18 protein-coding genes are annotated in these 24411 nt (G+C 41.5%); 13 read left to right on the top strand and 5 right to left on the bottom strand.

The genetic code is table 11. The features are described from left to right. A partial coding sequence (locus tag K5Q34_RS10170) for a transposase (protein WP_367303171.1) occupies positions 1–171 on the top strand: 171 nt, incomplete at its 5' end. Positions 172–1716: 1545 nt separating this feature from the next. Further along, positions 1717–4542 carry an excinuclease ABC subunit UvrA gene (uvrA, locus tag K5Q34_RS10165; protein WP_221864949.1) on the top strand — a complete coding sequence of 942 codons (2826 nt, stop codon included), beginning with the start codon at positions 1717–1719 and terminating at the stop codon, positions 4540–4542. A gap of 25 nt (positions 4543–4567) precedes the next feature. On the opposite strand, the gene K5Q34_RS10160 is transcribed toward uvrA, so the two are convergent. Beyond that, the gene (locus tag K5Q34_RS10160) at positions 4568–4741 is read right to left on the bottom strand and encodes a YlcI/YnfO family protein (protein ID WP_162841172.1); all 174 of its coding nucleotides are present in this window, start codon (positions 4739–4741) and stop codon (positions 4568–4570) included. A 131-nt stretch (positions 4742–4872) separates the two neighbouring features. Here K5Q34_RS10160 and K5Q34_RS10155 point away from each other — a divergent pair, with 131 nt between their 5' ends. The 5 genes from K5Q34_RS10155 (at position 4873) to nusB (ending at position 8305) form a co-directional block, all read left to right on the top strand. Next, the gene (locus tag K5Q34_RS10155; protein WP_221864948.1) at positions 4873–5709 is read left to right on the top strand and encodes a DUF4839 domain-containing protein; all 837 of its coding nucleotides are present in this window, start codon (positions 4873–4875) and stop codon (positions 5707–5709) included. A gap of 84 nt (positions 5710–5793) precedes the next feature. Continuing rightward, positions 5794–6855, top strand: a complete 1062-nt coding sequence (locus K5Q34_RS10150; RefSeq protein WP_105134660.1) for a Xaa-Pro peptidase family protein — start codon at positions 5794–5796, stop codon at positions 6853–6855. 63 nt (positions 6856–6918) lie between these two features. Beyond that, entirely contained in the window at positions 6919–7476 is a 558-nt protein-coding gene (efp, locus tag K5Q34_RS10145) for an elongation factor P (protein ID WP_002942436.1), read from the top strand. Positions 7477–7503: 27 nt separating this feature from the next. After that, complete coding sequence (locus K5Q34_RS10140) at positions 7504–7896, top strand: Asp23/Gls24 family envelope stress response protein (RefSeq protein ID WP_002942446.1); 393 nt, start codon at positions 7504–7506, stop codon at positions 7894–7896. Next, on the top strand, positions 7886–8305 hold the full coding sequence (nusB, locus tag K5Q34_RS10135) for a transcription antitermination factor NusB (protein WP_002938276.1): 420 nt from the start codon (positions 7886–7888) through the stop codon (positions 8303–8305). Before K5Q34_RS10140 ends, nusB begins: the two co-directional genes overlap by 11 nt. Before the next feature lie 80 nt (positions 8306–8385). On the opposite strand, the gene K5Q34_RS10130 is transcribed toward nusB, so the two are convergent. After that, positions 8386–9351, bottom strand: coding sequence for a LacI family DNA-binding transcriptional regulator (locus K5Q34_RS10130; RefSeq protein ID WP_002942449.1), 966 nt, complete (start codon positions 9349–9351; stop codon positions 8386–8388). Then, on the bottom strand, positions 9332–10786 hold the full coding sequence (locus tag K5Q34_RS10125; protein WP_221864947.1) for a sucrose-6-phosphate hydrolase: 1455 nt from the start codon (positions 10784–10786) through the stop codon (positions 9332–9334). The genes K5Q34_RS10130 and K5Q34_RS10125 overlap by 20 nt, the downstream gene beginning before the upstream one ends. Positions 10787–10991: 205 nt before the next feature. Between K5Q34_RS10125 and K5Q34_RS10120 the strand changes: the two genes are divergently transcribed. Continuing rightward, positions 10992–12881 (top strand): sucrose-specific PTS transporter subunit IIBC, encoded by a 1890-nt coding sequence (locus K5Q34_RS10120; RefSeq protein ID WP_221864946.1) that lies wholly within the window; start codon positions 10992–10994, stop codon positions 12879–12881. Positions 12882–13008: 127 nt separating this feature from the next. Continuing rightward, a complete protein-coding gene (scrK, locus tag K5Q34_RS10115; RefSeq protein ID WP_024401092.1) occupies positions 13009–13890 on the top strand; it encodes a fructokinase ScrK in 882 nt (293 codons plus the stop codon). 41 nt (positions 13891–13931) lie between these two features. Here scrK and K5Q34_RS10110 read toward each other — a convergent pair whose 3' ends face one another. After that, positions 13932–17162, bottom strand: coding sequence for a ZmpA/ZmpB/ZmpC family metallo-endopeptidase (locus K5Q34_RS10110; protein ID WP_221864945.1), 3231 nt, complete (start codon positions 17160–17162; stop codon positions 13932–13934). A gap of 350 nt (positions 17163–17512) precedes the next feature. On the opposite strand from K5Q34_RS10110, the gene secA reads away from it, so the two are divergent. From secA to alr, 3 genes are all read left to right on the top strand, one after another. Further along, positions 17513–20038, top strand: a complete 2526-nt coding sequence (secA, locus tag K5Q34_RS10105) for a preprotein translocase subunit SecA (protein WP_221864944.1) — start codon at positions 17513–17515, stop codon at positions 20036–20038. A gap of 114 nt (positions 20039–20152) precedes the next feature. Then, positions 20153–20512, top strand: coding sequence for a holo-ACP synthase (acpS, locus tag K5Q34_RS10100; protein WP_012027718.1), 360 nt, complete (start codon positions 20153–20155; stop codon positions 20510–20512). Beyond that, positions 20505–21608, top strand: coding sequence for an alanine racemase (gene alr / locus K5Q34_RS10095; RefSeq protein ID WP_221864943.1), 1104 nt, complete (start codon positions 20505–20507; stop codon positions 21606–21608). Before acpS ends, alr begins: the two co-directional genes overlap by 8 nt. A gap of 594 nt (positions 21609–22202) precedes the next feature. Here alr and K5Q34_RS10090 read toward each other — a convergent pair. Continuing rightward, on the bottom strand, positions 22203–23558 hold the full coding sequence (locus tag K5Q34_RS10090; RefSeq protein WP_002942489.1) for an aspartate kinase: 1356 nt from the start codon (positions 23556–23558) through the stop codon (positions 22203–22205). Between the two features lie 176 nt (positions 23559–23734). Between K5Q34_RS10090 and K5Q34_RS10085 the strand changes: the two genes are divergently transcribed. Next, positions 23735–24376 (top strand): HAD family phosphatase, encoded by a 642-nt coding sequence (locus tag K5Q34_RS10085; RefSeq protein WP_221864942.1) that lies wholly within the window; start codon positions 23735–23737, stop codon positions 24374–24376. The last annotated feature ends 35 nt before the right edge of the window (positions 24377–24411 follow it).

Genomic DNA, 24411 nt, shown 5'->3' with positions numbered 1-24411 from the left:
TGGGAGAGAGGTTCAAATGAAAATCATAATCGATTAATTCGGAGATGGTTACCTAAAGGAACCAAGAAAACGACTCCGAAAGAAGTCGCTTTTATCGAAAATTGGATTAACAACTACCCTAAAAAATGCTTGGACTACAAGTCGCCAAGTGAATTTCTTTTGGGTGGCTAACTTCAACTTGAAATTTGGGGAATCGCTCAGAAACCGCATAAAATCAAGGTTTTCAAAACCTATCCATTATCTGGATAGGTTTATTTTTTTGATAGCAGCGCAATGATTTTGATTTTGGATCACGATTTTTTTCTTTCGTTTTTTTCGCTTTAATGGTAGATACATTCTAAAACATTCGCTTGTAAACGTTCGGATAACGCTGTAAAATCAAGCGTTTGATGGTGTTGGAGTAGCGGTAAAAGCAGGTAAAACTTGACAATAACTGTAAAGCTAAAATAACGCTAGCAAACGATAACACGGTAGGGGGTGGGCGAAAATTAGGAAAATACCCCCATCTTTTTTGAACGGGGGTGGGGTTATTCGGGAATCAACGCCGCCGCCCTCTTCCGTGCAAAAAATTCCCTTTTTAAAATTTTTGAAGGTGTAAAAATTATGTAAACATGCGTATAAAAAAGACCTTGTCCAGAGGTCGGGGAATAGTCGGGGAGACATGCTTAAAAACCTTTAATAGAGCCTTTTTTCATTTTGTGATATAATATGTAGACATTTAAGCGAATAAGTTGTACGGACTTTTCCTTGTTCCGTATACCATAGCTTATAGCCTCTTAAGAAAGGATTTGAACGCGTGCTAAAAGCGTCGAGTTTTATACGGTTTCTTGACGTGAGATTTTCAAAACGATATTTTTTGAAAATCGAGCCAATACAAGATATAGAAATTGCCATAGGCAGTTTCGTCTGGTGTCGCGGAGTTAATCGACCGTTACCAGTTATCTTGTGAACGCACTTATAATTTAGAAAGGAATTGAACACGGGCTAATGATGTTGGTGTAATGAGGAAAACTGTGTTTTCCCTATTTCCCTATTTCCCGATTGTAACAGTCTCCCAGACTGTTACAACGCCCTCTGTATCTTTAGAAAGGAATTGAATGCGTGCTAAAAGCGTCGAGTTTTATACGGTTTCTTGACGTGAGATTTTCAAAACGATATTTTTTGAAAATCGAGCTAATACAAGATATAGGAATTGCCCATAGGCAGTTTCGTCTGGTGTCGCGGAGTTAATCGACCGTCACCAGTTATCTTGTGAACGCACTTATATTAGAAAGGAATTGAACACGCCCTAAACGCTGTGTGAAAAAGTACTAGTTGCCTCATGTTTCAGCATGGAGACCGGCTTCTGCGTCGTAGACATCTGTGCTTTCTTCGGTTTTCGAACTGTGAAAGCACTAGTTGTCTTGACGGGGGTGCGTCTTCGAAATCACAGATTTCGGACTTACCGCCTCTTTTCACCGTGCGTTTTACGGGCTTTGTATCTTAGAAAGGAAATGAACACGGGCTAAATGCGGTGTCAAAAAGATAAACTTCCTTGTGTCTTTCAGACACATCGTCAGTTTCCTATTTTGACTGTGCATTTGACGCTCTTTATATCTTAGAAAGGATTCGAATGCGTGCTAAAAGCGTCGAGAAAAAGACAAAATGTTTTGTCACTGATGTGACGTCACATTTTCCTATTTTCTTCTCGCTTTCTTAACGCACTTATATCATGTTATGCAAGAAAATATTGTGATTCATGGGGCGCGTGCCCATAATTTAAAAAATATTGATGTGACCATTCCGCGTGAGAAGTTGGTGGTGGTGACTGGTTTGTCGGGGTCTGGTAAGTCGAGTTTGGCTTTTGATACCTTGTATGCCGAAGGTCAACGCCGTTATGTAGAGTCTTTGTCTGCCTATGCTCGTCAGTTCTTGGGCAACATGGACAAACCGGATGTGGATTCCATAGAGGGGCTCAGCCCTGCTATTTCCATAGACCAAAAAACAACCTCGCGTAACCCGCGTTCGACGGTTGGAACGGCAACGGAAATCAATGACTATCTCCGCCTGCTTTATGCTCGGGTCGGGGTACCTTACTGTATCAATGGTCATGGTGCAATTGCGGCTTCTTCGGTGGAACAAATCGTTGATGAGGTCTTGGAATTGCCAGAACGCCAGCGTTTGCAGATTTTAGCTCCGATTGTTCGTAAGAAAAAGGGGCAGCACAAGACCATATTTGAAAAGGTGCAGAAGGACGGCTACGTTCGGGTCCGTGTCAATGGCGATGTCTATGATGTGTCAGAAGTGCCTGAGTTGTCCAAGAGCAAGGCTCACAACATTGAGGTCGTGGTCGATCGGATTGTCATCAAAGAAGGCATTCGCTCGCGGCTTTTTGACTCCATTGAGGCGGCCTTGCGGATTGCGGACGGTTATGTCATCATCGATACCATGGATGAGAAGGAATTGCTTTTCTCTGAGTACTATGCCTGTCCAGTTTGTGGCTTTACGGTGCCCGAGTTGGAGCCTCGCCTCTTCTCTTTTAATGCTCCTTTTGGGTCTTGTAGCGACTGTGACGGTTTGGGCATGAAGCTGGAAGTGGATACAGATTTGATTGTCCCTGATGCCAGCAAGACCTTGCGTGAGGGTGCTTTGGCTCCTTGGAATCCAATCTCTTCCAACTACTACCCTCAGATGTTGGAGCAAGCTATGAACCACTTTGGTGTGGACATGGACAAGCCTTTCGAGGAATTGACAGAAGAGGAGAAGAACCTGATTTTCAACGGTTCTGACGGAAAAGAATTCCATTTCCATTATGAAAATGAGTTCGGTGGGGTCCGAGACATCGATATTCCATTCGAGGGCTTGATTACCAACATTAACCGCCGCTACCGTGAAACCAATAGTGATTACACACGGACAGTCATGAAGACTTACATGAATGAGTTGACCTGTGGGACCTGCCACGGCTATCGTCTCAATGACCAAGCTCTTTCTGTTAAAGTTGGTGGCGAGCAGGGACTTCATATCGGGCAGCTGTCTGACTTGTCCGTGGCGGATCATCTGGAAGTCATTGAAAATCTGACCTTGTCTGAAAATGAAGCAACCATTGCGACACCGATTGTCAAGGAAATCAAGGACCGCCTGTCCTTCCTCAATAACGTTGGTCTCAACTATCTGACCCTTTCACGAGCTGCAGGAACCCTTTCTGGTGGTGAGAGTCAGCGGATTCGTCTGGCGACTCAGATTGGCTCTAACCTGTCTGGTGTTCTTTACATCTTGGATGAGCCATCGATTGGTTTGCACCAGCGGGACAATGACCGCCTGATTGCCAGTCTTAAGAAAATGCGTGATTTGGGCAATACCTTGATTGTGGTGGAGCATGATGAGGATACCATGCGTGAGGCGGACTGGTTGATTGACATTGGCCCAGGTGCGGGTGTCTTCGGTGGAGAAATTGTGGCTTCTGGAACACCTGCCCAAGTAGCTAAAAACAAGAAATCCATTACAGGCCAGTACCTGTCTGGCAAACGTGAAATTCCTGTTCCTCTAGACCGCCGTGTCGGAAATGGTCGTTTCCTGGAGGTAACAGGTGCCAAGGAAAACAACCTGCAAGATGTAACGGTTCGTTTCCCACTCGGAAAATTTGTTGCGGTGACAGGGGTATCTGGCTCTGGTAAGTCAACTCTGGTCAACTCCATTTTGAAAAAAGCCATTGCTCAGAAGCTCAATCGCAATTCGGACAAGCCAGGCAAGTTCAAAACCATTTCAGGAATTGAACACTTGGACCGCCTGATTGATATTGACCAAAGCCCGATTGGACGGACACCGCGTTCCAACCCAGCCACTTACACAGGTGTCTTTGACGATATTCGAGACCTCTTTGCCCAGACCAATGAAGCCAAAATCCGTGGCTACAAGAAGGGACGCTTCTCCTTTAACGTCAAAGGTGGTCGTTGTGAAGCTTGTTCTGGTGACGGAATCATCAAGATCGAAATGCACTTCCTTCCAGACGTATTTGTCCCATGTGAAGTCTGCCATGGTCAACGCTATAATTCTGAAACCTTGGAAGTACACTACAAGGAGAAAAATATTGCTCAGGTCCTTGATATGACGGTCAATGATGCGGTCGAGTTCTTCAAACACATTCCAAAAATCGAACGCAAGCTCCGCACCATTCAAGATGTGGGCTTGGGTTATGTTACTCTTGGACAACCTGCAACAACCCTGTCAGGTGGGGAGGCCCAGCGGATGAAATTGGCTTCTGAACTCCACAAGCGGTCGACTGGTAAGTCCCTCTATATCTTGGACGAGCCAACGACTGGCCTACATACTGAGGATATTGCCCAGTTGCTCAAGGTCTTGGCCCGCTTTGTCGATGACGGCAACACTGTCCTTGTCATCGAGCACAATCTGGATGTCATCAAGACAGCAGACCATATTATCGATATGGGACCAGAAGGCGGTGTCGGTGGCGGTACCGTTGTCGCGACAGGAACACCAGAAGAAGTGGCGGATAACTCAGCCAGCTTTACAGGACAGTATCTGAAAATGAAATTGAAGTAAGTAAAAAAGAGCCGTCGGCTCTTTTTTACTGCTCTTTATCCATATTATTCAAGGCATAGTCACAGGCCTGAATGACAAAACTGGAGAAGCTTACATCCTTTCTTACGATTGCTTCCTCGATTCTATCTACCAACTCTGACGGAAATCGAATGGTTTTGATTTCTGTTTCTTTTTTATCTGATTTTAATTTAAATGCCATTTATTTGCTCCTTGTAACAAGTGTATAGCGAAATAAATCAATATGAAATATTGCAAATTGTATTACTAAATGTATTGCAAAAATAAATAGTGTATAGTAAAATATATCTAACAATAGATAAAGGAGCACATATGTTTAAGAAATTCGTATTTTTATGTCTAGGCTGTTTTGTAAGTATTTGTTTAGTAGCCTGTGGTAGCAGTAGCGAAACAACAGATACAAATAAAATTGCAATTCCAGTGGGTTCAAGTCCTGAAGAAGCAGACTACCAGTCCGTTCAAAAACAATTAGAGGATGCCGGCTTTGAAAATGTATCAACACAGAAAATTGAAGATTTAACCTTTGGAATTTTTACGAAGGATGGGGAGATTGAAAAGATTACAGTAAAGGGGACGGATAGTTTTTCGGAGGGAGACTTGTTTGAAAAGGATACGCCTATAACCATTCATTATCATACTTTTAAAGACTATAATAATTCTGAGGAAAGTAGTAGTGAAGAGAGTAGTTCTAGCTTAGAAAGTTCATCTTCTAGTTCTGAGCAAGAAGTAAGTACTGAAACAAGCACTAGTCAGACAGAGCAACAAACACAGGTAATCACGCCAGATAATCCAGATTTTGCCTATATTTTATCTAATCCCGATGAAGCAAAGGCCAAGGAATTTTTTGAGAAATATAAGGGGGTAATTGTCGAATTTGATGGACATGTCGCTCATGTTATGCCTCACGGAAGTTACGATACTCGCTTTGATTATTTGATTGAAGGTGGAGATTGGGTTGATGAAAACACCTCTAATTATTTTGGAGTACCAATGAAATTTGAAAATGTTAACTTCTATGATTTAAAACTCGTAGATGATACAGATTCAGTTCAGTTGGGTCAGAACCTTCATATCAAAGCTAGAATTACTGGTGTAGCTAAGCTAGGACAACTCATATTCTTGGAGCCTGTTGAGCTGCGTTCTCGTTAAAAATAGGACTACTGTCTTTTGGCAGTAGTTTTTCTTATTGATAATTTTCTGCTATAATAGTTAAAAAATCATTGGAGGTGTAGGATGCAAAAAAGACTTGAAAAATTCGAAGCAAAATTAGCTCAATCAACTGTTGATGGAATCTTGGTGACTGGTCAAAACAATATTTACTACCTAACTGGTTTTTGGGGGACAGAGGCGACTGTCTTCATCAGTGGCAAGCGTCGCTTGTTTGTGACTGATTCGCGTTATACCTTGATAGCCAAGGCATCAGTAAAAGGTTTTGATATTATCGAGAGCCGTTTTGCCCTTGAAGAAATTGCAAAGGTGATTAAGGAAGATGGACTTGAAACCATTGGTTTTGATAGCGAGGTGACCTATGGTTTCTATCAAAGTCTGACCAGCATTTTTGAAGGTTATCAACTAGTTGCTATGTCAAACTTTATCGAAGACTTGCGCATGATTAAGGATGAGAAAGAAATTGCGACCATTCGCCGTGCATGTCAAATTTCGGATCAGGCTTTTATTGATGTTCTTGACTTTATCAAACCAGGTCAGACGACTGAGATGGACGTCAATCATTTCCTTGACCACCGCATGCGTCAACTCGGTGCAGAAGGGGCATCATTTGAGTTCATCGTGGCATCTGGCTACCGCTCTGCTATGCCTCATGGAAGAGCGTCTGAAAAGGTTATCCAAACGGGTGAGACCTTGACGCTGGATTTTGGTTGCTATTACCAGCATTATGTCAGCGATATGACACGGACCATCCATATCGGTCATGTGACTGATCAAGAGCGTGAGATTTACGATGTGGTCTTGCGTGCCAATAAGGCTTTAATTGAGCAGGCCAAAGAAGGCGTCACCTACCGCGAGTTTGATGCTATTCCTCGTGAGATTATCAATGCGGCGGGTTACGGAGCCAACTTTACACACGGCATCGGTCACGGTATCGGCTTGGATATTCATGAATATCCGTATTTTGGAAAATCTGACGAGACTATCAAGGCAGGTATGGTCTTGACGGATGAGCCTGGTATCTATTTGGATGACAAATATGGTGTCCGTATCGAAGATGACCTATTGATTACGGAAAACGGTTGTGAAGTCTTGACATTAGCACCCAAGGAATTGATTGTCATTTGAGAAATTTGACAGTTTGTGGTAGAATAAAACGAATAAATAAAATTTGAAGAGGTATTCAATACAATGATTGAAGCAAGTAAACTTAGAGCAGGTATGACCTTCGAAGCTGAAGGTAAATTGATTAAAGTTTTGGATGCAAGCCACCACAAACCAGGTAAAGGAAACACCATCATGCGTATGAAATTGCGTGATGTACGTACAGGTTCAACCTTCGATACAACTTACCGTCCAGATGAAAAATTTGAACAAGCTATTATCGAAACAGTTCCAGCACAGTACCTTTACCAAATGGATGACACAGCTTATTTCATGAATACTGAGACTTACGATCAGTATGAAATTCCAGTAGCGACTATCAAAGAAGAATTGCTCTATATCTTGGAGAATTCCGATGTGAAGATCCAGTTCTACGGAACAGAAGTGATCGGTGTTACTGTACCAACAACTGTTGAATTGGTCGTTGCAGAAACACAACCATCTATCAAAGGTGCGACTGTTACAGGTTCAGGTAAACCAGCTACGATGGAAACAGGTCTTGTAGTCAACGTACCAGACTTTATCGAAGCAGGTCAAAAACTCGTTATCAACACAGCTGAAGGAACTTACGTATCACGTGCTTAATCGTTTCCTCTTAAGAAAGGAGAGCCTATGACAACAGAATATCAAGGCGAGATTGTTATCGCACCTCGCGTCCTTGAAGTAATTACAGGCATTGCTGCAGCGAAAGTTGATGGAGTACATTCCCTTCAAAATAAGCGTGTAGCAGACAGTTGGTCAAAAACATCGTTAAATAAAGGTGTTTATCTTGAAACTGACGAGGAAGGTCGAGTGACTGCGGATATTTACGTCTATCTAGAATATGGTGTAAATGTTCCTGCCGTATCAATGGACATTCAGCGTGCAGTCAAGACAGCAGTTTACAACTATGCAGAAGTTCAAGTGGCTGCGGTTAATATCCATGTCAGCGGCATTGTTCCTGATAAAACACCAAAACCAGCATTGAAAGATTTATTCGGAGAGGATTTCCTTGATGAAGAATAACAGACATGCCCTGCGTAAGTGCGCTTTGCAGGCAATCGTATCACTTGAATTTGGTCAAGAACCTGTTCAGGCAGCTCAGTTTTCTTATCTTTATGATAGAGAGGAAGAGCAAGAAGGAGTTGAAATTCCGCTCTTTCTCCTTAACCTTGTCAATGGTGTCGCAGACTATCGTGATGACTTGGATAAGGAGTTGTCTAGCCGATTAAAAGCAGGATGGACCTTAGACCGTTTAACCTTGATTGACAAGAATATCATGCGACTAGGCCTATTTGAAATCTTACATTTCGAAGAAACGCCAGACCGTGTTGCTGTTAACGAGGCTATTGAATTGGCTAAAGAATTTTCTGATGAATCTTCAGCTAAGTTTGTCAATGGAGTTTTGAGCCAGTTTATTAAAGAAGAAGCCTGATGAGCTTCTTTTTACTTGAGAAATAAGAGAATGTATCACAAAAAAGCTGTACCTAATTTTTTTATTAGGTACAGCTTTTTTTATATACTAGCTCCTGCTAGTAGGCTAATCGGCAGGATATAGTCTGTTTTTGTCAGTTTTTTTCCTTCGATTTTATCAACTAATAGTTCAACCAGCAGGCGAGCTATTTCGGTTAATGGTTGCTTGATGGTTGTCAGTTGAGGATAGTAGTTTTCGATGAAACTTGTTCCATCATAACCAATCAATTTAATATCTTCTGGAATAGACAGTTTCAATGAACGAATGACGTTCCATACCAGCATAGCCGTTGCATCGCCAGATACAAAGATACCATCTGGTTTTTGTTTTTCAAGAATGGCTCGGATTTCCATCTCCTTGCGCACAGGTGAGAAATCACTGGAGATATGAAAAACTTCGGCTTTGTTCAAAATAGATGTGAAACCTACTTGGCGAAGGCCGGTAGGTGAATTGGAATCATCGTTTCCGGTAATCATTAATGGGTTGTGACATCCCGCTTTTTGTAAGGTTTGGGCAGCTAATACCCCGCCAGCAAAATTATCGGAAGAGACAATGGGAATGGAAGGAGAGAGGTTGCGGTCAAAAGCGATAATTGGAGCTACGACACGGTCGTAGTCTTGGATACCGAGATTGTGACTGCCCGAGATAATCCCATCTACTTGGTTAGCTGCCAACATTTCCAGATACTCACGTTCCTTATCGGACTCGTGCTGGCTATTGCAAATAATGGTTTTATAGCCTCGATCAAAAAGCTCTTTTTCTAAATGGCTAATCAATTCAGAATAAAAAATATTGTTTATTGTTGGGAAGATGAGACCAACTAATTTTGCGGATTTACCTTGTAAACTACGAGCTAAATTATTAGGTTTGTAGCCTAGTTCACGCATAGCCTCTTCGACATTGCGAATGGTTTTTTCAGATAGGTATCCTTTTTTATTGATAACGCGCGAGACAGTTGTTGGGCTGACCCCAGCTAACTGTGCGACATCAGTTAGTTTTGCGACCATAATCTAAATGGTAGTAGGTTCCGGTCGGATTACCAGTCGTAATGACGATACCAGACTGATCCGCATCAGGGAAGACACGACCAGAAAATACTTTCTCTCCTTTATTGATAAAGATTTCAAAGACAGATTTGTCGATGAAGATATTGGCTGTAAGAGCTCCTGGAGAAATCTCGCAAGAGCGACTTGTACCGAAATCGAGTGCGAATGGCTGACCACAGTTGCCACGGTCTAATGTAATCCGGCCTTGTTCAGTGTCTACAGACAAGACCAAGCCTTTTTCTTCTTCATTTGCGAACAATACGATTTCATGCTTCATGCCCGCTGAAAAATCAAGTTCTAATTCGTAAACATTATTGGTTTCTTTTTGGGCTGAAAATGGCTGAGCTTCTTTACGAAGACTGGTAATCGCATCGACTGGATATTGGTAGAGCTTACCGTCCTTGATGGTTAATTCTTTAACCAATGACAGACAGCCTTGGTAGTCATAAGCATCGGTTGGGTATTCCACATCTGGAAGAGCCAACCAGCTAACAGATAGAGTTCGACCGTCTGGTGCATTAAAGGCCTGGGTTGCATAGCACTCAAAACCATAGTCCAGATTGATCAATTCGCTCGGTTCTACAATAGTAGCTGTCTGAGGATCGAAACTCTGACCAATCTTATACATATTTGGATAGATATTGCCATAGTCCAATACCTCTTTGTCCAAGCCTTGTGGACAGTAGAGAAGGATGGGTTGCTCACCAACGAACGCTATATTTGGGCATTCCATCATATAAGCGGTCATATCATTGGCAAAATCTAGGTCACCAACATAGGACCAGTTGAGGTAGTCGTTATTTTCAGCTTTATAAAGTTTGACAATTCCCTTTTTATCCAGATTTTGTCCACCGACAATAGCGTAATATTGCCCTTTATAGTTGAAAATTTGTGGATCACGGAAATGGTCCGTGGTATCTTCTGGTTGCTCAATCAAGACTTTATCAATCTTTTCAATCTTACCATCTTTATCCATTAAGGCACCGATTTGGTATGGATGGCGAACCCAATTTTCATCGCGGACATTTCCAGTATAGAAGAGGAAGAGCTTATCGCCAAATTCCATGGCAGATCCAGAGTAGGCACCGTGGCTATCAAGTGGTGTATCTGGGTACATAACCGTACCAGTTTCTTCAAAATGGACCAAATCCGTTGACTCTGTATGGACCCAAGATTTTAATCCGTGCGCAGCACCGAATGGGAAGTATTGGTAAAAAAGCGTCCACTTTCCATTAAAATAAGAAAATCCATTTGGATCATTTAACAGTCCATGTGGTGTTTCAATATGGAAATTTGTCCTCCAAGGAGAACTCTCTGTATTCTTCTTTATTTTTTCAATATATTCGGGTGTCCAGTCAGCATAAGCCCTGTAACGCTCCTCTGTTGTAAATGCCATAATTTTCTCCAAATTTTCTAGTTTTTCATTAATATAGTAAACGTTTTCTTGTAAAAAATCAAGCTTTAACAATGTTTTTAAGAAATTCAAAAAAAAATGTGATAAACGTTTGACATATTTTATAAAAGTGATATAATAAAACCATCGAAAGTTTGAAAACACTTTCAAAAAATAAAAAAATATTTAATAAGGAGATTTTTGCAAGATGAATAATACAGAAATTGCAAAAAAAGTCATTGACGCCCTTGGTGGACGTGAGAACGTACGCAGTGTTGCCCACTGTGCGACTCGCCTTCGTGTCATGGTTGTTGATGAAGGAAAAATCGACAAGGATACAGTCGAAGACATCGAAAAAGTACAAGGTGCTTTCTTCAACTCTGGTCAATACCAAATCATCTTTGGTACTGGTACAGTAAACAAAATCTACGATGAAGTGGTTGCCCTTGGTTTGCCAACAGCGACTACTGGTGAACAAAAAGCTGAAGCTGCTAAACAAGGCAATGCTTTCCAACGTGCTATCCGTACTTTCGGTGACGTATTCGTTCCAATCATTCCTGCTATCGTAGCAACTGGTCTTTTCATGGGTCTTCGTGGTCTTCTTGGAGCTCTTGGTTATACTCTTCCAGAAGATTTGAACGTTTACTCACAAATCTTGACAGATACAGCATTCATCGTATTGCCAGCCTTGGTAGTATGGTCGACCTTCCGTGTATTCGGTGGTAACCAAACAATCGGTATCGTTCTTGGTATGATGCTCATTGCGGGTCAGTTGCCAAACGCTTGGGTTGTAGCATCAGGTGGCGATGTGAAACCAACTATCTTCTTCGGTTTCATCCCAGTTGTAGGTTTGCAAGGTTCAGTATTGCCAGCCTTCATCATCGGTTTGATTGGTGCTAAATTTGAAAAAGCTGTCCGCAAGGTTGTTCCAGAAGTTCTTGACCTCTTGGTAACGCCATTCGTGACCTTGTTTGTAATGTCTATTCTTGGCTTGTTTGTCATTGGTCCAGTCTTCCACGTGGTTGAAAACTACATCTTGGCTGGTACACAAGCTATCTTGAACTTGCCAATGGGTCTTGGTGGTCTCCTTATCGGTGGTGTTCACCAAGTTATCGTTGTATCAGGTGTTCACCATATCTTCAACTTCTTGGAAGCTCAATTGGTAGCAAACACTGGTGCTAACCCATTCAACGCTATCATCACTGCAGCTATGACAGCACAAGGTGCTGCTACAGTAGCGGTTGGTGTGAAAACTAAAAATCCTAAATTGAAAGCTCTTGCTTTCCCAGCAGCTCTTTCTGCCTTCCTCGGTATTACTGAGCCAGCTATCTTCGGTGTTAACTTGCGTTTCCGCAAACCATTCCTTCTTTCATTGGTTGCTGGTGCCATCGGTGGTGCTGTAGCATCTCTTCTTGGTCTTGCCGGTACAGGTATGGGTGTTACTATCATCCCAGGTTTGACACTTTACGCAGGTAATGGTCAAATTCTTCCATACATCCTTATGGTTGCTGTATCATTTGCTCTTGGTTTTGCTCTTACTTACCTCTTCGGTTATGAAGATGAGGAGAAAGATGTAAAAAAGTCTAGTGCTTCAGCACAAGAAACAGCTGAAACGCTTGAAGAAGCAGAAACAGGACTTGTAGCTGAAGAAACTCTTGTATCTCCACTTTCAGGTGATGTTGTTGCCCTTGAAAATGTTAATGACCCAGTCTTCTCATCAGGAGCTATGGGTAAAGGTTTGGCTGTTAAACCATCTGAGGGTGTTGTTTACGCTCCAGCAGATGCAGAAGTAACAATTGCTTTTGAAACAGGTCATGCTTACGGATTGAAAACAGCGTCTGGTGCTGAACTTTTAATTCACATCGGTATTGATACTGTATCAATGAACGGTAACGGATTTGAAAAATTAGTAGCAGCTGGCGATAAAGTAAAAGCTGGTACTCCGATTGCTAAATTTGATGCAGCTAAGATTGCTGAAGCAGGTCTTGATGATACAACCATGATCATCGTGACCAACACAGCTGATTTTGCAGAAGTATCTCCACTTGCAGAGGGAACAATCGCTCACGGTGTAGAGTTCTTGAAAGTAGCTAAGTAATCTTATATAAAATCGATTTGTAGAGCACGACTCTACTACATAATTAACAGGAAAAAGGCTTTCAGCCTTTTTCTTCTGTTTGCTTATATGTTATAATAAAAGTGATAAAAATTTTGGAGACAATCAAATGACAAAATTATATGGTAGCTTAGAAGCTGGTGGTACAAAGTTTGTTTGTGCAGTAGGCGATGAGAACTTTCAAGTTGTTGAAAAAACGCAATTTCCAACGACAACTCCTTATGAAACGATTGAGAGAACGGTTGAATTCTTCAAGCGCTATGAAGATCGTTTGGCAGGTATTGCGATTGGTTCTTTCGGTCCAATTGATATTGATCAAAACTCACAGACTTATGGTTATATCACTTCGACACCAAAACCACACTGGTCAAATATTGATTTACTTGGTCTGATTGCTAAGGAATTTAACATTCCATTCTACTTCACGACAGATGTGAATTCATCAGCTTTTGGTGAAACATTGGTTCGTAAAGGGGTAAAGAGCTTAGTTTACTATACAATCGGTACAGGTATTGGTGCAGGTGCTATTCAGAATGGTGAGTTTATCGGTGGCTTGGGTCATACCGAAGCGGGTCATACTTACGTTGCCCTACACCCTTACGATGTAAAACATGAATTTAAAGGGATGTGTCCGTTCCACAATGGGTGTTTGGAAGGCTTAGCTGCAGGTCCTTCTCTTGAAGGCCGTACAGGTATTCGTGGTGAATTGATCGAGTTAAATTCAGACGTTTGGGATGTGCAGGCTTACTACATTGCCCAAGCAGCAGTACAGGCAACCTTACTTTATCGCCCACAAGTAATTGTATTTGGTGGAGGAGTTATGGCTCAAGAGCACATGCTTAATCGTGTACGTGAGAAGTTTGTCGGTTTGATGAACGATTATCTCCCAACACCAGATGTCAAAGAATATATCGTGACGCCAGCTGTTGCTGAAAATGGTTCTGCAACTCTTGGAAACTTTGCTTTGGCAAAACAGGTATCAGAAAAGTAATATAAAAAGTTAGGGACTAGAAATAATCCCTAACTTTTTTCTTATTCTGTAAAAATACTAGTTCTATAATCATCGGTAAGTTTTAGATAGGCATCGTGTAACAATCCTTTTAATTCAGAAACTTTCGTATTTTCTGTTGTAAAATTACCTGCAGCAATATCGGCTAGGACAGCTTGAGCCATCAATTCTTGCAATTGCTCATAGTTGGCTACCGTGAGCTCCTGCCCATCATAGTTGATGGTAACAGGTTTTAGGAAAGCAAGTTTTTGGACGCGTTCTTGGTACATCGCTTTCTTGAAAGTCTTATAATCGCCATTGTATTCAGGGAGAATATTGGCAAAGATGAGTGAATCAGGAACGACATCGCTATCTGCTTGTTTGTATTGGTTAGACATGTAAGGTACCATGCCGTTTTCATATCCTTTTTCAGCTAGAAGTTCAAATGCTGTACGTCGAAAAGAAAGATCACCAGGAACACGCTCGGTTGTTGCGGTAGCCCAGATAGGAGCAAAGAGACTTAGTTTGTGATAGCCGTTGTTCATCACCTCTTCAGGATTATCAGGGTCTCGCTCAATGCGATTTGCAGATTCACGACGGACGGTCACATCATTATCAACAAGGTCATCAACAGTTTTTAGCTCGATGCTATTCCATTCTTCATCTGTGAAATCACGTTTAAGGTTTACTCCGTAAGGTCCATACTCTTCCGCACCTGGGATGAATTTTTCTTTCGTTTCTAACTTGTGAAACCATTGGCGTTGAGTGTCTTTATCCTGTTTTAAAATAGCTGTACCTTCAGCGTATTCTAATGTGTAGATGAGATCGAATAAGCCCTGCATATATTGTTGTAAATCTGTTGAATTTTGGAAGCGTTCAGGACTAACATTGTGGTAGCGAGTGCCAGTATAACCTGAATAATCAGATAGAGAATTAAAGCCGATGATTGGATAGTCGACGCGGTCTGGTGCTTGTAACATTCCTTCAGGAAATGCTTCAAGTTGCATACCAGCTCTTCGGTTATGACCGAGTAAGAATTTATCATAATCAAATGCGTGAACCATCTCGTGCGTGAGTGTTACGGCGCCATCTGTTCCGAGTAATGGGGTGATGACAAAGTTGACTTCCTGTCTCCAAGCATAAGCACCGGCCCAAGTGAGTTCAGGAAGGAAGTAGGTTCCAGAAGGACCGAAAACCTCTTGAATGGCAGCTGTTGTCTCAGCGCTAGCGTCATTTTGCATTTTCTCAACAAATTCAGGAGTGAGCTTGCCTGTATCGGAATACCAAACACCTTTCCAAGCGTAAGAAGAGGCGTCGTAGGCGTAATTTCCGTGTCCTCCCCATACTGGCTGGAAGTAGAGTAAGGTATGCTTATGATAATCAGGCAGGATACGGTACCACATGTCGTAATGAGCACGATACAACTCGGCATCTGCTAGGATTTGTTCTTTTATTTTGGAGAGTTCGGCCTGATAGACTTCGGGATTGCTTAGTTTTAGAGATTGATCAATGTAACGATCGTAGGAACTAAAGATGAGATTTGATAGGTTTGAAATGATGTAAACATTGTCCTCGCTCGTTGTTAATAGCGGGAGTAACATATTTGGATAGGTATCGCGGATACGAGGCGTAATCACTTCTTCAGGGATTTGAGGAGCTTTTAATCGCTCATAGACATTTAGTCTGCTGTTGTCTTCATCGCTCAGAACGGTAGATTTAGTCTCTACGATAAAGGCATCTGTCGTCTGTTTGAACCAATCGTTATCAGACATTTCAGGTAAAAAGATTTCTCGATAGGCTTCAAGGAAATCAGTCAGGGAAGCCTTGTCTGTGACAGATGCAAAGTTCTCTGCATAGGAAAAATAACTTCTTTGCGGACTGTAACTCTGGTAGTCATTTTGTCCAAAAGTTATGAGAGCATCTAGTGAATCCGCTTCTCCTCCGAAGAAATCCGTATGGAACATTGTTAATTCCTTGCTATTAATTTCTCCGTAATCAATATCATACCATCTATCGAGGTAGGCTAAACTGAGTAAGATAATTTCTTTATTCTCTTCGATGGTACGAATGGTTTGTGTGACTGATTCTGGATCATCTAGTTTAACAGACTCATCATTTATTAACGCTTTTTTTAGATAGTCACGAATATTTGTCTTAACTTTGTTAAATGGTTCTTCTAGATATAGACGGTCCATTTGCTGCTCTTGATTTTCTGTAATGGAGAGAGCAGTATACATATTTTCAGAACGAAATTCAACCGCTTGTAGGCTTGGAACTACCTTGTCTAGAATGTCAGAGTAGTCCTGTAATGTTTGGAGAGGTGAATAAGTAACTCCCCAATCCGCTACTTGGTAGTAAGCATGTTTATCTTTGTTTTTTGTATATTGGAGTGGGAAAAATAAGGTGCTGCCATCTTCAAAGTGAGCTAGGAGTGTATTGATGTTTTCCTCTCTTCCCTGTATATCAGAAATAATGGTTTTGTCGGCCATGGGGACAAGGCTGACCATTTTACTACTGGCCAATTTGTGGTCTGCGCCCATATTGTTGGCAGCCTTTTTTAGTTGCTGGTTGTCGCTTGTTGGATCTAATTTTTTTAGATTGAAGAGCAAGGTTTCATTATTTATAGCGCTATCGGTACTATCTTGTTGCTGAGATGATGCAGTTGTGGAAGAGCTCTCTTTATTCTCGGTAGATTGTGGACCTATATCCTTGTCAGTGACGTAGCCTACATACTGATACTGCTTTATGTTACTTGGATCAGGAAGTTGGTCTCCGACTTTGAGCTGATGAACCTGATTGTAGCCTGCAAGTAAATTGCTTTCTAGAGCCTGGATGCTCTGGATAGGTAGAATAGAACCAGTGGCGGTCAGAAGAAGGATGGATGAAATAATCCTTCTCTTTTTGCCTTTTCCGGCCAAACTTATTCCTAGAACTAGAAGAAGTCCCCCTCCAATCGTTAATAGATTGATCCCAGTCTCCCCTGTAGCTGGAAGAATCCCAAATATTTTTTTAGGTTCGGTCTTGTAGATGAGATAGATTGTCTGATTCTCCGTCGCTGTTTCTTTGGAAGGTGAGACAGTTTTCAGCTTAGATAAGACAGAATCCTTCTCTGAACTTGTTAGTTCATCTTGTGCAATATAGTGATATTGAACAGATACCGTCGATGCATCATTTGCGTAAACTATAGGAGGCTGGCTTCCCCATAGGCTACTCACTATGGCTACTGTAGTACTAGATATGGCTAGTTGTTTAAGAGCGATTTTCTTGGTATACATTTTCCTCTCCTTTTTACATATTTACTTGTACAATCAGATTATACTACTTGTAAGAAGAAAAAAATGCCAAATCGTTCACATTTTTTGGGCAATAGTGCATATTTTTTAAATTTAAAATAGTATTTTTTACTAGGAAGAGCGAGTAGTATCCTAGAACTTATTTTAGTAATTAGCATCTTAACCATACACTTTTTGGTAATATAATATTACTGTGTAGAAATTTTTCCAGATTTGTTTGTTTTATTGTGTTTTTATCTAAGAATACTGTGTATCCTAGTGCCAAACCTTGAAAATTGCCTAATTTTCTGCTACAATATATTATTGACTAAAATTGAAATAGGATGAATGATATGGTAACAAATGTACTTCGTTCTCTCATTGAAAATGATAAGGGAGAGCTAAGAAAACTTGAGAAAATGGCAGACAAGGTCTTCTCGTATGCCGATGAAATGGAAGCGCTGACTGATGAGCAGTTGCAAGCTAAGACAGCAGAATTTAAGGAGCGATACAATAACGGCGAATCCCTTGACGATCTTTTGTACGAAGCATATGCGGTAGTCCGTGAAGGAGCTCGTCGCGTATTGGGCCTCTATCCCTACAAGGTTCAGGTTATGGGAGGAATCGTTCTTCACAACGGTGACGTTCCAGAAATGCGTACAGGTGAAGGTAAGACTCTGACTGCAACGATGCCTGTTTATTTGAATGCCTTGTCTGGTCAAGGTGTTCACGTAGTGACGGTTAACGAGTATCTTTCTACTCGTGATGCGACTGAGATGGGTGAATTGTACTCATGGCTTGGTCTATCAGTTGGTATCAACTTAGCTGCTAAATCACCCTTGGAAAAACGTGAGGCCTATAACTGCGATATTACTTATTCGACCAACTCAGAGATTGGTTTTGACTACCTCCGAGACAATATGGTTGTGCGTGCAGAAGACATGGTTCAACGTCCTCTCAATTACGCCTTGGTCGATGAAGTTGACTCAATCTTGATTGACGAAGCTCGTACGCCGTTGATTGTATCTGGTGCACAAGGTTCTGAAACAAACCAGTTGTATTTCTTGGCAGATAATCTTGTTAAATCTTTGACAACAGAAGATTACATCATTGACATTCCATCTAAAACGATTGGTCTGTCTGATTCAGGTATTGACAAAGCAGAGAAATTCTTCAAGTTAGATAACCTCTACGATATTGAAAATGTAGCCATTACCCATTTCTTGGATAATGCACTTCGTGCCAACTACATCATGACCTATGATATTGACTATCTGGTCAATGAAGACCAAGAGGTTATGATTATCGATCCATTTACAGGTCGTACGATGGAAGGTCGTCGCTATTCTGATGGACTTCACCAAGCCATCGAAGCTAAGGAAGGTGTACCGGTTCAAAACGAGTCTAAGACAAGTGCCTCTATTACCTACCAAAACCTTTTCCGTATGTATAAAAAATTATCAGGGATGACGGGTACTGGTAAAACAGAAGAGGAAGAATTCCGTGAAATCTACAACATCCGTGTTGTACCAATCCCAACTAACCGCCCAATCGCGCGTGTTGACCACGAAGATTTACTCTATCCAAGTCTAGAATACAAATTCAATGCCGTTATTGCGGATGTGAAGAGACGCTATGAGAAAGGGCAACCTGTCTTGGTCGGTACAGTTGCGGTTGAAACTTCTGATTTGATTTCTCAAAAATTGGTAGCTGCAGGTGTCCCTCACGAAGTATTGAATGCTAAAAACCACTATCGTGAAGCGCAGATTATTATGAATGCTGGTCAGCGTGGTGCGGTCACTATTGCGACCAACATGGCGGGACGCGGTACCGATATTAAGTTAGGTCCAGGTGTACGTGAACTTGGTGGGCTATGTGTTATTGGTACTGAGCGCCATGAAAGTCGTCGTATTGATAACCAGCTTCGTGGACGTTCAGGTCGTCAAGGTGACCCAGGTGAATCACAATTCTATCTATCTCTCGAAGATGACTTGATGAAACGCTTTGGTTCAGAACGCATCAAAGTATTTATGGAGCGTATGAATCTAACAGAAGAAGAGTCTGTTATCAAGTCTAAAATGTTGACACGTCAAGTTGAATCTGCTCAGAAGCGTGTGGAAGGGAACAACTACGACTCACGTAAACAAGTCCTTCAATATGACGATGTGATGCGTGAGCAACGTGAAATCATCTATCGCCAACGCCAGGATGTTATTACTGCTGACCGTGATTTGGCTCCTGAAATCAAAGCGATGATGAAACGGACGATTGAACGCCAAGTTGCTGGTCACTTCCTTGGTTCGAAAGATGAAGCTATTGATGGCATTATCAAATTTGCGCATGCAAATCTCGTTGAAGATGATACCTTGAGTAAAGCTACTTTTGAAGCAATGAATCAGAAAGAGATTGTCGAAGAGCTCTATGAACGTGCTTTGAGAGTCTATGATTCGCAAGTGAAAAAATTACGCGATGAAGAACGTGTACGCGAATTCCAGAAAGTTCTTATCCTTCGTGTTGTGGATAACAAATGGACAGACCATATTGATGCCTTGGATCAATTGCGCAATGCAGTCAGTCTTCGTGGATACGCTCAAAACAATCCAATCGTTGAGTATCAATCAGAAGCATTTACTATGTTCAACGATATGATTGGGGCTATCGAGTTTGAAGTAACCCGCTTGATGATGAAGGCGCAAATTCATGACAATATTGAGCGTGAGCGTACAAGTCAAGAAGCACATACGACAGCTGTTAAGAATATTATGCCGAACCAATCGCATGCAATTCGGGAGAATGTATCTTTTGAAGGTGTTGATCGTAACGATCCATGCCCATGCCAATCTGGCAAGAAATTTAAAAATTGTCACGGCCGTAAATAGGAATGACGCGTGGACTGGACGGCTGTCCAGTCCTTTTGCAATTTTTAGACAAGTCACTAGAGTCAGTTCGTTTATTTTAATAAATGAAATGACTATGCAAAAGGAGACCGATTAATGATAGTAGGACATGGCATTGACCTTCAGGAGATGGAGGCGATTGAAAGTGCCAGAATCAAACACCAAGGGTTTCCCAAAAAGATTCTCACAGAGAAAGAATTTGAACGGTATCAAAGTCTGTCCGGTCGCCGTCAGTTAGAATATTTAGCTGGACGTTGGTCAGCCAAAGAAGCGCTGACCAAGGCCTTGGGGACAGGTATTGGTAAGATAGGATTTCATGATATTGAAATTCTGAATACCAGCAAAGGAGTTCCCTATGTGACGAAGAGTCCCTTTGATGGGAATATTTGGCTCAGCATTAGCCATTCAGGAAATTTTGTACAAGCTAGTGTGATTTTGGAGGAGAAAGATGATTGAAAGTGAACATCGACCCACGCAAATTCGGGTTAACTTAGATGCGATTGCGGAAAATTTCGAGCAAGTAATGACCAATTTGCCTCCGAAGACCGAAGCATTTGCTGTTGTTAAGGCGAATGCTTATGGTCATGGAGCTGTTGCGGTAGCGAAAAAGTTATCCAGTCAAGCAGCTGGTTTTTGTGTTTCGAATTTGGATGAAGCATTAGAGCTACGTAAAGCAGGTATCGAGCACCCTATCTTGATTTTAGGAGTGGTTCCTGTACGTTTTTTACCAGTAGCTCATCAACTCAATATCAGTGTGACAGTTGCCAGTCTGGACTGGTTGCAAGATGCAAAAGCCTTAGAGGCTGATTTATCTGGTCTAACTGTCCATCTTAAGCTAGATACTGGTATGGGGCGGATTGGTTTTAGAAAACTAGCCGATTTGCTACAAGCGATTGCTATCCTTGAAGAATTAGAGTATGACATCGAAGGAGTCTATACTCATTTTGCTACTGCGGATGAGGTTGATCAGGCGCACTTCGAGAGTCAACTGTCTGTTTTCAAAGAATTTTTGGATGTTCTACCAATTACTCCGCGCTGGATTCATGCCAGCAATTCAGCAACAAGCATTTGGCATGCTGATACAGTATTTAACCTGGTTCGTTTGGGAAACATTCTTTATGGACTTAATCCGAGTGGACGAGTACTAGAACTCCCGTTTGAGGTTCAATCAGCCTTATCTCTCGTATCTGAAATTGTTCATGTAAAGCAGGTTGAAGCTGGCACAACAATTGGCTACGGAGCTACTTATCACAGCACCGATTCAGAATGGATTGCGACCGTTCCGATAGGATATGCAGATGGTCTCGTACGAAGTTTACAAGGCTTATCAGTTCTAGTTGATGGGCAGGCCTGTGAAATTGTAGGGCGTATTTCGATGGACCAGATCACCATTCGCTTACCTCATGCTTATCCACTTGGTCAAAAAGTCACCCTAATCGGTCAAGATGGAGATAAAACGATCTCTGTTCAGGAGTGGGCTGATCGCATCGGAACCATAAATTACGAGGTGGTTTGTCTTTTGACAGATCGCCTACCTCGAATTTTTGAGTAACAGCGATAGTAAAAGTGACGATAATACGCCTCTTTCGCTAGAATAGAGGGGTAAAATATTAGAGAAGTATTACCTAGATATTGTCTATAATACAAATATCGTCATTTAGTTGACTTTTATTACTTCGATGTAAGGGGAGTGGGAAAGACTCGACTAGGTCAAAAAGAGTTCCCCTCACTTCCAAGCAGTTGGCTTGGGCTAAAATAGTCCACTGGACTGTTAAACCCAATCAACCACTGCGCTGAGATGTTGACACTAGCTTTGAGTTTTCGTATAAAAAGCCTAAAAAATAGCTTAGAATTGCATCGTCAGAAACGTTGATTCTAAGCTATTTTTGTTGATTCAAATTTTAATTGCTACTCGATGAAAATTAAAATCAGACTAGCTTCAAAGGTTTGGGAAACCTTTGAAGCTTGGGGATAGAGTGAACGAAGTTCGTTTCTCCAAGAGCAGATATAACCCAGCTACTTTCTTATTTTATGGTAGCAGGCTGTCAAGCTCTAGTGGAGCTTGACAATTATCAAATCAAGTCAACAACGTCTGATTTTGATTTTCGAAGAGTATGAAGAGGGAAATGATCGACCTCGTTGGTGATTATTGCTCGTTAAAAAAAGCTTCATAGAGAGCGTGCAGAGCGCGTTTCTTTTCTTCGGTTTTGACAACGAACATAACAGAAACTTCACTGGCTCCCTGTGAAATCATTGCCAAGTTGACGTTTTGTTTAGAGAGGGCGGTGGTAGCGGTAGCTGTTACACCGACATGGCTCTTCATATTTTCACCAACAATCATGATAATAGATAAACCATGTTCGATTTCGGCCTTGTCAACTTCCATTTTCGTATTGAGTTGACGAAGGATCTCTTCTTCCTTAATAGGAGTCAATTCACGCTCACGGACTACGATGGATAAATCGTCAATCCCGGTCGGCATGTGCTCCCAGCGAATATTGAGATCTTCGAGAATTTGCAACACCTTACGACCAAAACCAACTTCACGGTTCATCAAGTATTTGGACAAGTTAATGCTGACAAAACCATCGTCTGCAGCAATACCGACAACAGGAACTGTTTGCTCGGTATGTTTGTGTACAATTCGGGTACCAGGGTGAGTTGGGTTATTGGTGTTTTTGATAACCAATGGAATCCGCCCGCGATAGGCAGGAAGGAGGGCTTCATCGTGGAGGACGGAGAAACCTGCATAAGCTAATTCTCGCATTTCACGATAGGTCAATTCTTTGATTGAATGTGGATTTTTAATGATGCCAGGGTGGGCAGCAAAAATACCATCGACATCTGTAAAGTTTTCATAGAGGTCAGCCTTAACCCCGGCAGCAATGATGGAACCTGTAATATCCGATCCACCTCTTGAGAAGGTACAAATCTGGTTATCAACAGTTACACCGAAGAATCCTGGGATAATGAGTACTTCATCTGTATCACGAAGCTCTTCGATTTTATCATAACTTGAAGGCAAAATGCGAGCATTTCCTGGTTCGGAGCTGACGATAATACCAGCTTTTTTAGGATGGACATAGCGTGCAGGCAATCCTCTGTGGGTAAAATATTCGGCAATCAATTTGGCATTATTATCTTCACCAGCTGCTAAGAATGCGTCGTAAAGGAATTCATTATCATCAATTGGTAGGCTGGCCAAAGAGATGATGCTGTCTGCGATTTTCTTCATGCTGTTAGCTGTGAAACCAAGTTCGTCAACCATTGCTTGATAACGGTTGATGATCCATTCTTGACTGGCAGTCACATCTTTTCCGTTAACATATTCTTTATAATATTTAATCAACGCATCAGTAACTTTAGTATCCTCAGCATTGCGTTTTCCAGGTGCAGACACAACAACAAAGCGACGTTCTGAATCAGATTGAACAATATTGAAAACTTTTTCTAACTGTCCAGCTGAAGCAAGTGAGCTTCCCCCAAATTTAATAACTTTCATTCTCATCTCCTTGGATATTTTTTTCTATTATAGCAGAATGATATGAAATTGTCAGTATGTTCAGACAAATCTTGCCAAGAATTTTATCGAAAAACGAACAAGAGGTGAGCATGAAAATTTCAGAAAAACATTTTTTTCTTTCAACTGTGTTACAATTAAAGTAATAGGAGGCGAGTATGGTAAAAGCAATTATTTTCGACATGGATGGTGTACTTTTTGATACAGAAACATTCTATTTTCAACGTCGAGTGAATTTTTTAGCGACAAAAGGTTTATCGGTTGATCATTTGGATCCATCTATATTTGTCGGTGGAAGGGCTAGTCAAATTTGGCAACGGATTTTAGGGGATGATTCTGATAACTGGGATGTCCCTGCCTTGGAAGAAGAATATCGTGTGTATAAAGAAAAGCGACCAACCCCTTATGCAGAGAGGATTTTTCCTGAAGTTAAAGCGGTATTGGAGAGACTGACTATCCAAGGTATTCCTGTAGTTTTGGCTTCAAATACCGACCGTTCAGAAATCGAACGTGCTCTACTAGATGCTGGTATACGCTCTCACTTTAGTCATGTTTTCTCAGCGATGGATTGTGAGGCCCCAAAACCAGATCCCGCAGTTTATATGAAAGCAGCTAGTGCAACAGGAGTAGCTAAATCGGATATTTTAGTATTTGAAGATAGTGCTAAGGGAATTGAAGCGGCTAAAAAAGCAGGTTTGACAGTTTGGGCTATTCGAGACCAGCATTATGGAATTGATCAGTCAAAAGCAGATAGATTGGTAGATAATCTTGAAGATGCCTTTGATTTATTGCGATTTTAAGAAATATTATATTGTAGTCCAAGTATTAGTTCTCG

Source organism: Streptococcus sp. 2018110, assembly GCF_019754115.1.
Lineage (GTDB): Bacteria > Bacillota > Bacilli > Lactobacillales > Streptococcaceae > Streptococcus > Streptococcus hashimotonensis.
Note: the sequence above shows the minus strand (reverse complement) of the source record. Positions and strands in the feature narration are given on the sequence as shown.